Raw genomic sequence first — 13,598 nt, forward strand, 5'->3', positions numbered from 1 at the left:
CCAGCAGCGTAGAGGGTGGCTTTGGCAGGTGCATGCCGGGCCTCGGGGCTCGGGCAAGTAACCTTGCGGGCGTGAAGCTGCTCGGCCGAAACAAGGACAATCCCGAACCGGAGGACGCGGAATCCGCCGGACGGTCGGGCTCGGCGGCCGATGTTGCCGAGGCCAAGAACTCGGGGACGAACACGGGGACCGCGCCGAAGGGCCGACCGACCCCCAAGCGCAGCGAGGCGGCCCGTAAGCGCGGTCCGGTGGCGCCGGCGCCCATGACGACGGCCGAGGCCCGTAAGCGCCGTAAGGCCGTCGCGGGACCGAAGTTGTCCAAGGAGGAGCGCAAGGCCCAGAAGCTGACCCGGCGCGCCGATATGGCCGATCGCCGGGAACGCATGATGGCCGGTGACGACGCCTACCTGCTGCCCCGCGACAAGGGCCCGGTGCGCCGCTACGTGCGCGACCTGGTCGATGCCCGCCGCAATCTGCTCGGGTTGTTCATGCCGATCGCGCTCGGCCTGATCCTGGTGACCCTGTCGGTCCCCTCGCCCGCCGTGCAGCAGCCGCTGTCGTTCGCGATGCCGGTGCTGCTGGTCGTGATGGTCATCGACGGGGTGATCGTGGGCCGCTATGTCAACCGCAAGGTCGACGAGAAGTTCCCCGACAACACCGAAACCGGGTTCAAGTTGGGTTTCTATGCCGCCAGCCGCGCCTCGCAGTTGCGCCGGATGCGCGCCCCACGCCCGCAGGTCAACCGCGGCGACGACGTCTGAGTCGGGCCCATGCCCACTCGCCCGGCCCGGTCCGGGGTGCGTGCGCTCGTCCTCGGCGGTATCCGGTCGGGTAAGTCACGCCATGCCGAGGGCCTGCTCGCCGCGTCCCCGACCGTGCGTTATCTGGCCACCGGGCCGGTGCCCGCGGGTGCGGACAGTTGGTCGGCGCGGGTGGCCGCCCATCGCGACCGCAGGCCACCGCACTGGCACACCGTCGAATCTGCCGATGTGGCAACGCATTTGCGCGATGATCCGATGACCCCGACGCTGGTCGACGATATCGGCGGCTGGCTCACCGCGGTGATGGACCGCCGCGATGCATGGACCGGCGGGTCGGTTCGCGCCGATATCGATGAGCTGTGCGCCGCGGTCGACACCGTCACCGGGCCGTTGGTGCTGGTCAGTCCGGAGGTCGGGCTGACGGTGGTCTCGGCGACGCCGGCCGGCCGACTGTTCACCGATGAGCTCGGCACGCTCAACCAGCGGCTTGCCGAGGTGTGCGACCGGGTGGTGCTCGTCGTCGCCGGCCAACCGCTGGCCGTGAAGGAGTTGTCATGACCACAGAATTCCCCACCGAGGTTCCCGCTGGGTTCCCCGACGTGTTCCCCACTGTGCTCACGCCCGACGTCGACGCCGGGCAGGCCGCCTTGCTCCGCCAGCTCACGCTGACCAAACCCCCCGGCTCGCTGGGGCGCCTGGAGGCGCTCTCGGTGTGGGTCTCGGCCTGCCAGGGCCTGTGTCCGCCGCGGCAGTTCGAACGGGCCAGGGTGGTGGTGTTCGCCGGGGACCACGGTGTGGCCCAGGCCGGTGTGTCCGCGTTTCCCCCGGAGGTGACCGCGCAGATGGTCGCCAACTTCGCCGCGGGCGGTGCCGCCATCAATGTGCTCGCCGAACTGGCCGGGGCCGGCGTCCGGGTCGCCGATATCGCGGTGGACGCCGAGCAGACGTCCGACGCCGTCGGCAGCCACCGGATCCGGCGCGCCAGCGGCAATATCGCGGTCGAGGATGCGCTGACCGCCGAGCAGACCGATGCGGCGATCACCGCCGGGCGCGCGATCGCCGACGAGGAGGTCGACGGCGGTGCGGATCTGCTGATCGCCGGCGATATGGGGATCGGAAACACCACGCCGGCAACCACATTGATCGCCGCCCTGACCCGCTCGGAGCCGGTGGCGGTGATCGGGCGCGGCACCGGGATCGATGATGCGGGCTGGGCGCGCAAGGCCTCGGCCATTCGCGATGCGCTCTATCGGGCCCGCGCCGTGGTGGCCGATCCGGTCGGGCTGCTGCGGGTGTGCGGCGGTGCCGACCTGGCGGCCATGGCCGGGTTCCTGGCCCAGGCCGCGATCCGCCGGACGCCGGTGCTGCTGGATGGCGTGGTCGTCACCGCCGCGGCGCTGGTGGCCGAGGAGCTGGCGCCGGGAGCGCGCGCCTGGTGGCAGGCCGGACACCGGTCCACCGAGCCGGCCCACACCTTGGCGCTGCAGCGCCTTGAGCTCGAACCGATCATCGACCTGGGCATGCGACTGGGTGAGGGCAGCGGCGCCGCGGTGGCGCTTCCGGTGCTGCGCGCGGCGGTCGCCACGCTGGCCTCGATGGCCACCTTCGCCGAGGCCGCGGTCACCGGCGCACCCGACACGACCCCGTGATCGGCCCGCTGGCCTCGGCTTTCGCCTTCGGCACGGTGCTACCGGTCAGGACGGAGCACCCGTTCGGCCGCGGCGCGTTGACAGCGTTGCCGGTGGTCGGCGCGGCGCTGGGGGCGGTGGCAGCGCTGGTCGGCGTCGGCGCGACGGCGTTGTGGGGTCCGGGTCCGCTGGCCGGTGTGCTCGCCGTCGTCACGGTGCTGTTGTGCACCCGCGGACTGCATATCGACGGGCTGTCGGACACGGTGGACGGGCTGGGGTGTTACGGCGCGCCCGAGCGGGCGCTGGCGGTGATGCGCGACGGGACCGCGGGCCCGTTCGGGGTGGCTGCCATCGTCGTGGCGATCGTGGTGCAGGGACTTGCGTTCGGCGCGCTGGGGCCTGCGGCGATGATCGTCGCGGTCGCGGCGGGCCGGGTCGCGGTGGTGGCGACCTGCCGCCGTTCGGTACCGGCCGCGCCGGGCAGCACACTGGGCAGTCTGGTCGCGGGTTCCCAGCCGCGGTGGGTCGTGGCGGCGTGGGCGGCCGTCCTCGCCGTGGCCGCCGCCTTCGTCTCGCCGCGGCCATGGCAGGGCCCGCTGGTGGTGCTGGTGGCGCTGGTGGTCTGCGCGCTGCTGGTGGGTCATTGCGTGCGCCGCTTCGGCGGCGTCACCGGTGATGTGCTCGGGGCTTCGGTGGAGGTCACGACGACGCTGACGGCGCTGGGCCTGGCGGTCGGCTAGCGTCGGAGGGATGACCGCGTCGACCGTCGCGCTGGACAACCGCTTTGCCAGAGAACTTCCCGAGCTGGCCGTCAGCTGGCAGGCCGTTACTCCGCCGCAGCCCACCCTGGCCGTCCTCAACGAGCCGCTGGCCGCCGAGCTGGGCTTGGACCCGCAGTGGTTGCGATCCGGTGAGGGCATCGGTTTGCTCACCGGTACGCGGTTGCCGCCCACCGCGTCGCCCGTCGCGCAGGTCTACGCCGGACACCAATTCGGCGGGCTGCAACCGCGCCTGGGCGACGGCCGCGCATTGCTGCTCGGCGAACTCCCCGACGGTCGCGATCTCCATCTGAAGGGTTCCGGCCCGACTCCGCTGTCCCGCGGCGGGGACGGGCTGGCCGCGCTCGGGCCGATGTTGCGTGAGTACATCGTCAGTGAGGGGATGCACGCGCTGGGGGTCCCCACCACGCGGTCGCTGTCGGTGGTGGCCACCGGTGCGCCGGTCCACCGGGAGACGGTGCTGCCCGGCGCGGTGTTGGCTCGCGTTGCCGCCAGCCATCTGCGGGTGGGCAGCTTCGTCTACGCCGCGAGCACCGGGGACGCCGCGTTGCTGCGCAGAGTGGCCGATCACGCCATCGCCAGACACCACCCGGAATGCGCCGATGCGCCCGATCCGTACCTGGCGTTGTTCGATGCCGTCATCACGGTGCAGGCCGAACTGGTCGCGCGGTGGATGCTGGTGGGCTTCATCCACGGGGTGATGAACACCGACAACGTGCTGGTCTCCGGCGAGACCATCGATTACGGTCCGTGCGCCTTCCTCGACGTGTTCGACCCGGCGACGGTGTACAGCTCGATCGACAGCTGGGGCCGCTATGCCTATGGCAATCAGCCGGCGATCACCGGCTGGAATCTGGCCCGTTTCGCCGAGACCTTGTTGCCTCTGTTGGCGCAGTCCGGCGGTGGCACCGACGCGGCGATCGAGCTCGCCACCGCCACCCTCGGTGAGTTCGCGCCGCGGTATCAGGCCGCGTGGCGATCCGGTATGCGCGCCAAACTCGGTCTCGGACAAGAGCATTCGAATGACGCATTGATCGACGAACTGCCCGGGCTGCTGGCCGAGCACGCCGTCGACCACACATCCTTCTTCCGCGGACTGGCCCGTGGCGACGTGCCGTTGGGACTCATGGAATGGGTGACACGCTGGCGTGCGCTCGCTCCGGACACCGCCGCGATGAACCGCGTGAATCCCGTCTACATCCCGCGCAATCACCTGGTCGAGGAGGCGCTGGCGGCGGCCACCGGCGGGGACCTGGCCCCGACGCACCGACTGTTGGATGCGATCGGCGACCCCTTCACCGAACGGCCGGGCCTGCAGCGCTACGCGGCGCCGGCCGATCAGGAATTCGCGGCCGGTTACCGCACCTTCTGCGGCACCTGAGCGCAGCGGCAAGCATTAGCTGGCCGGTGGCCCCGGTCTCGGATGCGGCGCCCACCGGATACACCCGCCGCGACGCGGTAGATGCCGCGCGGACACTTTCAGCAACGATTTCAGCGTTTGCCAGAATTGCCTTTGAGCTGCAATTAACGCTCACAGCTGGTTGCGCATCGACCGATAACGGATGTCGCGAAACCCGCCAACCAGTGCGGTACCCGCAAAGATGTCGTTGCAAACGCATATTCAATTTACGGATCTGATAATTTCTGCGAAGTTGCTGTGCGCCTCGGGTGCAGCACCTAACGTGCCGTTGCACCGGGACAGGATCCAACAGGGATCGCGCCGGTCGGGAAAGGAACAAACCTCGTGGATCCAAGCCGCCGACGGCGCCGCCGCATACCCACCGAACCGCCGACCCGTCGATACGATCCCCCGGCCGCGCCGATCGCCCGCCGGCTCACGGCCTGGGTGGCCGCCGGCGCGCTCGCGGTGGGACTGGGCGCGGCCATGTTCACCGGCGCCGCCGCCGCGGCGGCAGAAACCGAATCCACCGGTTCGGAGTCCAGTTCCAGCAGCGCGGCGGGCACCGACGCGGGCGCGGGTTCGGCGACCAGCACGGACACCGCCGACAGCAGCACCAGCCTCAGCGGCCCCACACCCGCCGGCTCCGGTGGCACCGGAGCCGGGGACAACCGATCCGATGACACCCGGGCCGATGACGACACCTCGGGCACCGGTCGTACCGACACCCGCACCGAGGACACCGGTTCCGATGCCGCGACCGCGGCGCTGCACCGGGCCGAACTTCGCGCTTCGCTGACCGAACAGCGCGACACCGCGTTGACGGCGGCCACCGCCGATACCACCGCCGATACCACCGACGACACGACCACACCGACCGAATCGACGGCGCCACCGGCCACCACCGGCGAACCGGCCGCGGGTGAGGTCATCATCGACGAAACCGAGATCACCGCTCCCGAGGGCCAGAACGGCACCCCGGGCACCGAGGAGTCCGCGGCGACCCCGCGGGCCGGACCGTCCTCGGGCTCGTCGAACACCGCCACCCAGAACGCCCAACCGACGCCGGCGGCCGAACCGGCCATTGAGTCGAACTCGCTGTGGGACAACATCGTCCGGCATCTGCGGTTCATCTTCAACAATGCCGCTCCGACCTTGGAGAACGGCAAAGCCGAGCAGGTGCCGGGCACCGGCGTGGTCGGCACCGTGGTCGGGCAGAGCAACAACGGCTTCGACCTGACCTACCGCGTCGCCGAACAGGCCACCTACGGGACCGTCACCGTCGATCCCGTCACCGGGAAGTACACCTACACCGCCAAGCCCATCCTGCAGGCGCCCGGAACCGTCGACTACTTCGTCATCGAAGCCGACAACGGCACCGCGGCCCGACTGCCCGGCCTCGCGGGACTGGCCCAGCACGTCCTGCACTCGCTGGCCGTCGCGTTCGGCCTGTCCCGGCCGAGCACCACCCGGATGGAAATCCTGATCGAGTTCGGCGGCACCGGACAGTACGGCGACCCGCTGGTCGGCCGGCAGTTCTACGTGCACCAGAACGACGACGATTGCGCCGTGATGGCGGTTGCCTCGGTATGGGGACGACTCACCGGCACGCGGCCGACGGCCACCACCGAGCAGGAGTTCCTGAACCTGGCCAAGGAAACCCCCAGCATCTCGCACCCCGGCACGATGTGGATCGACGAGGGCACCAACGGCCTGACGACCGAGGACACCGCCCAGCTGCTGCGCGTGCTGGGAATGCAGGTCGAGACCTACCGCATGAACGAGTTCAACGACGGGGACGCCACCTACCGCACCGGTCAGGATGCGCTCGGCCAGCTCAAGGAGGCGCTGGTGGAGGGCAAGGGCACCATCACCATGATCAGCGCGGGCAGCATGTGGAGCTCGCTGGGCTACGGCGACGGCTCGACCATGGTGACCACCAATCACGCGATCTCGGTCATCGGCATCAACCTCGCGGTGCCCAACCCGAACAGCCCCGGAGGTACCTTCGCCGTCGTGTACGTCAATGACAGCGGGCTGAACGAGCCCGTCGGTCAGGGCATGGCGGTTCCGCTGGCCACGTTCATGACTGCGTGGGCGGCGAGCGGCTATGAGCTGATCACGGCCACCAACCCGAATCCGGTTGCCCAGCAGCTGGTCTGGGAGTTGGCCGCCTAGCGGACGACCGCAGATGCGATGAGGGCGGGTGTGCCGGCCACCGCCGGCGCACCCGCCCTTGTCGAATCTTGTGAATCAGTTGAGCCGCGACATCCAGCCGTGCGTATCGGCGAAGGTGCCGCGCTGGATACCGGTCAACGTGTCTCGCAACGCCATGGTGATCTCACCGGGCTGGCCGTCGGCGATGGTGAACTCACCGTCGCGATGCTTGACATGCGACACCGGGGTGATGACGGCGGCGGTGCCGCAGGCGAACACCTCGGTGATCTCCCCCGCGGTGGCCTTCTTCTGCCACTCGTCGACATCGATCTTGCGCTCCTCGATGGCGAAACCCGCGTCGGTTGCCAACTGCAACAACGAATCCCGGGTGATCCCCGGCAGCAGCGAACCGGACAGTTCCGGGGTGACCAGGCGTGCCGAGCCGCCGCTGCCGAACACGAAGAACAGGTTCATCCCGCCCATCTCTTCGACATAGCGGCGTTCCAGCGCGTCCAGCCACACCACCTGATCGCAACCGTGCTCGGCGGCCTGGGCCTGAGCCAACAGCGACGCGGCGTAGTTGCCGCCGAACTTGGCCGCGCCGGTACCGCCGGGCGAGGCGCGCACGTACTCGTTGGACAGCCACACGCTGACCGGCTTGATCCCACCCTTGAAGTAGGCGCCGGCGGGCGAGCCGATCACCAGGTAGCGGTACTCGTCGGAGGGGCGCACCCCGAGTCCGGGTTCGGTCGCGATGACGAACGGCCGCAGATACAACGAGGCCTCACCACCGGCGGCAGGCACCCATTTCTCGTCGACGGCGATCAGCTGTCGCAACGACTCCAGGAACACCTCGGTGGGCAGCTCCGGGATCGCCAGCCGGTTGGCCGAGGCCTGCAGTCGGGCGGCGTTGGCCTCGGGCCGGAACGACACGATCGAACCGTCGGCCCAGCGATAGGCCTTGAGCCCCTCGAAGATCTCCTGCGCGTAGTGCAGCACGATGGCCGACGGATCCAGCTCGATCGGCCCGTAGGGCAGCACCTGCGCGTCATGCCACCCATCGGCGCGGGTGTAGCTCAGCGAGACCATGTGGTCGGTGTGGAAACGGCCGAAACCCGGGTCGGCCAGGATGGCGTCCCTTACCTCGTCGCTTGCCGGTGAGGTGTTGCGGGCAAGCGAGAATTCGAGGGGGCCGTCAGTCATGACCCGATTGTATAACCCGTTGGCTAGCGGTTTTGCGTGTGCCAGCGGGTGCTATCGGGTGCGCGCGGAAACGAACGGCGGCTTGAGGACCTCACACTCCAGCGCCCGGCCGCGGACGTCGACGGTGACGGTCTGACCGTCCTCGATACCGGCCGCGGTGTCGATGAGCGCCAGCGCGATACCGACCTTCAGCGACGGCGAGAACGTCCCCGATGTCGTCGTGCCCACCACCGTCTCACCGTCGAGGACGGTCAGATCCGCGCGCAGCACGCCGCGTCCCAGCGCCTTCAGTCCGCGCAGGGTGCGGGTGGGCCCGGCCTGCTTCTCGGCCAGCAGCGCATCGCGGCCCCAGAACGCTTCCTTCTTCCACCCGACGGCCCAACCGGTGCGGGCCTGCAGCGGCGATATGTCCAGCGACAGTTCGTGCCCGTGCAGCGGGTAGCCCATCTCGGTGCGCAGGGTGTCGCGGGCACCCAGTCCGGCCGGTTGCCCGCCTGCGGCCTGAACGGCCGTGGCGAGTGCGTCGAAGACGATGTGAGCGCGCTCCCATTCGGGCAGCAGCTCGAAACCCTGTTCACCGGTGTAGCCGGTGCGGCACACCCGCACCGGCACACCGTCGTATTCGGCGTCGGCGTAACCCATGTAGTCCATCGAGGTGGGCAGCCCCAACCCGCCGACGATCTCGGCCGATTTCGGCCCCTGCACCGCGAGCACCGCGTAGGAACGGTGCTCATCGGTGATGGTCAGTCCGTCCGGTGCGTGACGCTGCAACTCGGCGACCACCGCCGCGGTGTTGGCGGCATTGGGCACCAGGAAGATCTCGTCCTCGGCGACGTAATAGGCGATCAGATCGTCGATCACTCCTCCGGAGTCGTTGCAGCACAACGTGTACTGCGCCTTGCCGGGGCCGATCCGCTCCAGGTCGTTGGTGAATGCGCTGTTGACGTAGGCGGCCGCCCCCGGACCCTTCACCAGAGCCTTGCCGAGGTGGCTGACGTCGAACAGACCGACGGTCTCCCGGGTGGCGGTGTGTTCGGCGACGGTGCCCGCGTAGGACACCGGCATCAGCCAGCCGCCGAACTCGGCGAAGCTGGCGCCCAGGGCGCGGTGTTGTTCTTCCAGCGGGCCGTGCAGCAGGTCATCACTCACGAACTCACCCTAGTGCGGCATCCCCTGCTGGCACACTTGCCCGGTGGTGGATTTCGACGCGCTGGTCGCCGGCGGGATTCCCGATGCGCGTGAGCGGGCGCCGCTCATCGAATACCTCGACGGTCTCGGCTTCACCGCCGAAGAGATGATCGACGCCGAGCGGCGCGGCCGGTTGTTCGGCCTGGCCGGGGATGCCGTGCAACTGTCCGGCCCGCCGGTACACAGCGTGCGCACCGCCGCCGCGGCGCTGGGCATGACGGTCACCGAGGTCGAACACGCCTGGGCCGCGCTCGGGCTCACCGTCGCCGGGCCCGACGAGATCGTGCTCAGCGGGCCCGATGTGGACGGCCTGGCGCTGTGGGCGGAGATGCGGCGGGCGTTGGGTGACGAGCCGGCCACCGGGCTGCTGCGGGTCATCGGCTCGGTGTTGGCCCGGTTGTCGGAGGCGGTCGCGTCCACCATCCGCCATGCCAGCCCGGCGATCCAGATCGAGCAATCCCACGACGAACTCGTCACCGCCCGCGCCTACCGCGAGGCCTCGGCGTTCGTGCCGCGCCTGGGTGCGTTGATCGATGCCGTGCACCGGCATCACCTGCAGAACACCCGCCGCTACCTGGAGCTGGTGGCACACGAGGACTCCGCGACCGTGGTGTGCGGTGTGGGATTCGCCGACCTTTCCGGGTTCACTGCGCTGACCCAGACCCTGGAAACGCTGGAGCTGGCCGCACTTCTCAACGAATTCAGCGGTGCCGCAGCCGATCTCATCCATGCTGCGGGCGCCCGGTTGGTCAAGTTCATCGGTGACGAGGTCATGTGGGTGGCCCCGAGCCCCACCCAGCTCGTTGCGGTTGCCGTCGGCCTGGTCGGTCACCCCAGAGCCGCCGAGGCCGGACTGCCGATCCGCGCCGGGCTGGATTTCGGCACCGTGCTGGCCACCGGCGGCGATTACTTCGGCAGTCCGGTGAATCGGGCGGCCCGGCTGGTGGCCGCCGCCGAACCCGGGCAGATCCTGGTGTCGGCGACGCTGCACGAGCTGCTGCCCGGTGTCGCGGTGAGCGCGCCGGCCGCGCTGACCCTGAAGGGCTTCGCCGAGCCGGTCACCGCGTACCCGCTGATTCCTGATTAGGGTTGTCCGGGTGAGCAGCGCACCCGGATACCAGGCCCCCACCGTCACCGTCAGCTCGTCCCTGCCCGGCAGGGGTGTCTCCGACGCCGTCCTGCTGGTCGCTGTGGTCGCCGGCGAGGACGGTCCCACGGTGGCCGAGGACCAGACCCACCTCGGCGCCGACGCCGCGACGGCCATCGAGTCCGCCCTGTCGGCACTGAACGCCACCGGCGGCGAAGGACAGCTGCACCGGCTCGTCATCGCCGGCCTACCGGTGGCCAGCGTGTTGACCGTGGGCCTCGGCGAACCACGGGATGACTCAGCCCCGTGGGCGTCAGATACTGTCCGCCGCGCCGCAGGCGCCGCGGCGCGCTCCCTCGACAAGGTCGGCACCGTCGTCGCCGCGCTGGCCGCACTCGATCTGGAGGCATGCGTCGAGGGGCTGATCCTCGGCGCCTACCGGTTCACCGATTTCCGCAGCGACAAGACCGCACCCAAGGACAAGGGCCTGACCAAGATCGTGGCGCTGGCCGCCGACACCAAGGCCGCCACCAAGGCGCAGGTGCAGCGCGCCGTGGACATCGCGTCCTCGGTGGCCACCGCCCGAGATTTCGTCAACACCCCGCCGAGCCATCTCTACCCCGCCGAATTCGCCAAGCAGGCACAGGCTTTGGGGCAGGCGGTCGGTTTGACCGTAGAGGTCCTGGACGACAAGGCACTGACCAAGGGCGGCTACGGCGGCATCATCGGTGTCGGCAAGGGATCGTCGCGGCCACCGCGCCTGGTGCGCCTCGCCCACTCCGGTGGCGGCCGGCGCGCCAAGAAGGTTGCGCTGGTCGGGAAGGGCATCACCTTCGACACCGGCGGCATCTCGATCAAGCCGGCGGCCAACATGCACCACATGACCTCCGATATGGGTGGGGCGGCGGCCGTGGTCGCCACCGTCGTGCTGGCCGCCAAGCAGAAGCTGCCCATCGACGTCATCGCCTACGTCCCGATGGCCGAGAACATGCCCTCGGCGACCGCGCAGCGCCCCGGCGATGTGCTGACCCAGTACGGCGGGACCACCGTCGAGGTGCTCAACACCGACGCCGAGGGACGACTGGTGCTCGCCGACGCGATCGTGCGGGCCTGCGAGGACGACCCCGACTACCTGATCGAGACGTCCACCCTGACCGGCGCCCAGACGGTGGCGCTGGGTGCGCGCACCCCGGGGGTGATGGGGAGCGAGGACTTCCGCGACCGGGTCGCCGAGCTGTCGCAGGCCGTCGGCGAGAACGGCTGGGCCATGCCGTTGCCCGAGGAACTCAAGGACGACCTGAAGTCCCAGGTGGCAGACCTGGCCAATGTCAGCTCATCGCGCTACGCCGGGATGCTGGTGGCCGGGGTGTACCTGCGGGAGTTCGTCGCCGAGGGTGTCGAGTGGGCGCATATCGATATCGCCGCGCCGGCCTACAACACCGGCGGGCCGTGGGGTTACACCCCCAAGGGCGGCACGGGGGTACCGACCCGGACCATGTTCGCGGTCCTGGAGGACATCGCGGCCAACGGCTGATTCACCCGCCGAGTGGCCAGTTATCGCACGCTTTTCACGAGAAGCCGTGTCACAAGTGGCCACTCGCGGGTCTGCCGCCGCGGCTCAGCCGAGCTTGACGCGCGCGGTGCTGCGCATCACCTGCGGTAACGCATGTGCCGCACCGTAGACCAGATAGGCCTCGGGGGTCACCGGCCGCACCGGGGTGTTGTTCTGCACCGCCGCTACGATGGCCTTGGCGACCTTCTCCGGTCCGTAGCGACGCAGTTTGAATCCCTTGACGATCTGGGCCCGCATCGCCTCCACTGCGGAATCGCCGGCCGACGGCATGTCGAACTGTGTGGTGCTCACGATGTTGGTGTCGATCACGCCGGGGCACACCGTGGTCAGGCCGATGCCCGCCGAATCCAGTTCTGCGCGTAGACAGTCGGAGAACATGAACACCGCGGCCTTGCTGGTGGCGTAGGCGTTCATCGACTGGGTCGGGGCGTATGCGGCCATCGAGGCGACATTGACCACGTGACCGCCCAGGCCGCGATCGACCATCCGCGCGGCAAAGGCCCGGCAGCAGTTGACCACTCCGCCGAAGTTGATGTCCATGACGCGGTCGAAGTTCGCGGCCGGGGTGTCCAGGAAGAACCCGGCATGCCCCACCCCGGCGTTGTTGACCACGATGTCGGGCACACCGTGGGTGTCACACACCTGCTCGGCGAAGCGTTCCACGGCGTCGGCGTCGGCGACGTCCAGCCGGTAGGCGTGCGCGGTCCCGCCCGCGGCACCGATCTGCGCGGCGGTCTCGGCGGCCGCGTCCTCGTCGATATCGCTGACGACGATCTCGGCGCCGCGTTCGGCGAAGGCCAGCGCGGTGGCGCGCCCGATACCGCTGCCTGCTCCGGTGATCGACACCAGCTGGTCACCGAACGGCGGCCGGGAGACACCGACCTTCGCCCTGGCCAGCGTGCGCGCCGCCGGTGCGCCCTGCAGATGGTCGACCAACTCACCGACGGCGGCGGCCAGCTGGGCCGGATGTGACATCGGCGCCCAGTGCCCGGCGTGCAGATCGCGGCGCCACAGCTGCGGCACCCATTTCGCGATGTCGTCATAGGCATAGGGCCGCACATAGGGGTCGCGCCGGTTGACGATCACCTGGACCGGCACGTGCACGCCGTGCTCGGCGCGCGGCTGACGCAGCGTGCGGAAGTAGTTGGCCCGGTAGACCTTCATGCTGCGGGCGGCGTCGGCGGCCAGCGCCGGGGAGTGATGGATGTCGTGCGGGTCGACACCGTCGCGCCGCAGGCGGCGGTCCATGGCGCCACGGGAGAACGCCCACCGCACGGCCGCCGGGGCCAGCACCGGCACCGAGAACGCACCCATATAGGACAACCGGGCCAGCTGGGCGGCCCCGCGGGCGAACCGGCGCGGCAGGTACGGCCTGCGCAGCCCGTCCTTGATATAGCGGTTCAGATGCCGCGCGCTGGGTCCGGACACCGAGGTGAACGACGCCACCACCGATGACGCGTTGGGCCTGCCCAGGTACTCCCATACCCCGACCGAGCCCCAATCGTGGGCCAGCACGTGCACCGGGTGTTGCGGGCTGACGGCGGCGGCCACCGCGGCGAAATCGTCGGCGAAGCGGGCCATGGTGTAGGCGGCGGTGTCGCTGGGCACGTCGGAATTGCCGACACCGCGGTTGTCATAGCGCACCACCCGGAATCGTCCGGTCAGCAGCGGCGCCACACCGTCCCACAGCACGTGTGAGTCGGGCCAACCGTGCACCAGGACGATGGTGGGGGCGGCCTGCCCGGCGGTGCCGCTTTCCTCGTAGACGGCGATGCGTGTCCCGTCGGCGCTGGTGACGAACCGTTCGGCGACTGCTGACATGG

At 69.8% G+C, this 13,598-nt stretch carries 11 protein-coding genes; 8 read left to right on the forward strand and 3 right to left on the reverse strand.

Features of this window, described 5'->3' with window-relative positions:
- Positions 1 to 71 precede the first annotated feature (71 nt).
- The 6 genes from FBY28_RS04035 (at position 72) to FBY28_RS04060 (ending at position 6,745) form a co-directional block, all read left to right on the forward strand.
- Positions 72 to 761, forward strand: a complete 690-nt coding sequence (locus tag FBY28_RS04035; RefSeq protein WP_141864458.1) for a DUF3043 domain-containing protein — start codon at positions 72 to 74, stop codon at positions 759 to 761.
- A 9-nt stretch (positions 762 to 770) separates the two neighbouring features.
- The gene (locus FBY28_RS04040) at positions 771 to 1,319 is read left to right on the forward strand and encodes a bifunctional adenosylcobinamide kinase/adenosylcobinamide-phosphate guanylyltransferase (RefSeq protein ID WP_216847491.1); all 549 of its coding nucleotides are present in this window, start codon (positions 771 to 773) and stop codon (positions 1,317 to 1,319) included.
- Complete coding sequence (gene cobT, locus FBY28_RS04045; protein ID WP_141864460.1) at positions 1,316 to 2,410, forward strand: nicotinate-nucleotide--dimethylbenzimidazole phosphoribosyltransferase; 1,095 nt, start codon at positions 1,316 to 1,318, stop codon at positions 2,408 to 2,410. Before FBY28_RS04040 ends, cobT begins: the two co-directional genes overlap by 4 nt.
- On the forward strand, positions 2,407 to 3,129 hold the full coding sequence (locus FBY28_RS04050) for an adenosylcobinamide-GDP ribazoletransferase (protein ID WP_141864463.1): 723 nt from the start codon (positions 2,407 to 2,409) through the stop codon (positions 3,127 to 3,129). Before cobT ends, FBY28_RS04050 begins: the two co-directional genes overlap by 4 nt.
- A 10-nt stretch (positions 3,130 to 3,139) precedes the next feature.
- Entirely contained in the window at positions 3,140 to 4,549 is a 1,410-nt protein-coding gene (locus FBY28_RS04055; RefSeq protein WP_141864465.1) for a protein adenylyltransferase SelO, read from the forward strand.
- Positions 4,550 to 4,912: 363 nt separating this feature from the next.
- Positions 4,913 to 6,745, forward strand: a complete 1,833-nt coding sequence (locus FBY28_RS04060) for a hypothetical protein (protein WP_141864467.1) — start codon at positions 4,913 to 4,915, stop codon at positions 6,743 to 6,745.
- Positions 6,746 to 6,820: 75 nt separating this feature from the next.
- Here FBY28_RS04060 and FBY28_RS04065 read toward each other — a convergent pair whose 3' ends face one another.
- Both FBY28_RS04065 and gcvT read right to left on the reverse strand, forming a co-directional pair.
- A complete protein-coding gene (locus tag FBY28_RS04065; protein WP_019512408.1) occupies positions 6,821 to 7,927 on the reverse strand; it encodes a branched-chain amino acid aminotransferase in 1,107 nt (368 codons plus the stop codon).
- A gap of 51 nt (positions 7,928 to 7,978) precedes the next feature.
- On the reverse strand, positions 7,979 to 9,076 hold the full coding sequence (gene gcvT, locus FBY28_RS04070; protein WP_141864469.1) for a glycine cleavage system aminomethyltransferase GcvT: 1,098 nt from the start codon (positions 9,074 to 9,076) through the stop codon (positions 7,979 to 7,981).
- 43 nt (positions 9,077 to 9,119) lie between these two features.
- On the opposite strand from gcvT, the gene FBY28_RS04075 reads away from it, so the two are divergent.
- Both FBY28_RS04075 and FBY28_RS04080 read left to right on the forward strand, forming a co-directional pair.
- Positions 9,120 to 10,202: an adenylate/guanylate cyclase domain-containing protein gene (locus FBY28_RS04075; RefSeq protein WP_141864471.1), complete on the forward strand. Its 1,083-nt coding sequence runs from the start codon at positions 9,120 to 9,122 to the stop codon at positions 10,200 to 10,202.
- Positions 10,203 to 10,212: 10 nt separating this feature from the next.
- The gene (locus tag FBY28_RS04080) at positions 10,213 to 11,736 is read left to right on the forward strand and encodes a leucyl aminopeptidase (RefSeq protein WP_141864473.1); all 1,524 of its coding nucleotides are present in this window, start codon (positions 10,213 to 10,215) and stop codon (positions 11,734 to 11,736) included.
- Between the two features lie 84 nt (positions 11,737 to 11,820).
- On the opposite strand, the gene FBY28_RS04085 is transcribed toward FBY28_RS04080, so the two are convergent.
- On the reverse strand, positions 11,821 to 13,596 hold the full coding sequence (locus FBY28_RS04085; protein ID WP_141864476.1) for an SDR family oxidoreductase: 1,776 nt from the start codon (positions 13,594 to 13,596) through the stop codon (positions 11,821 to 11,823).
- Between the last annotated feature and the right edge of the window lie 2 nt (positions 13,597 to 13,598).

Origin of the sequence: Arthrobacter sp. SLBN-53 (assembly GCF_006715585.1) — a bacterium.
Taxonomy (GTDB): Bacteria; Actinomycetota; Actinomycetes; order Mycobacteriales; family Mycobacteriaceae; genus Mycobacterium; species Mycobacterium neoaurum_A.

Coding starts and splice junctions, on each gene's coding strand:
- FBY28_RS04055 (WP_141864465.1), top strand. CDS start 3,140: ATGACCGCGTCGACCGTCGCGCTGGACAACCGCTTTGCCAGAGAACTT.
- FBY28_RS04065 (WP_019512408.1), bottom strand. CDS start 7,927: ATGACTGACGGCCCCCTCGAATTCTCGCTTGCCCGCAACACCTCACCG.
- cobT (WP_141864460.1), top strand. CDS start 1,316: ATGACCACAGAATTCCCCACCGAGGTTCCCGCTGGGTTCCCCGACGTG.
- FBY28_RS04040 (WP_216847491.1), top strand. CDS start 771: ATGCCCACTCGCCCGGCCCGGTCCGGGGTGCGTGCGCTCGTCCTCGGC.
- FBY28_RS04085 (WP_141864476.1), bottom strand. CDS start 13,596: ATGTCAGCAGTCGCCGAACGGTTCGTCACCAGCGCCGACGGGACACGC.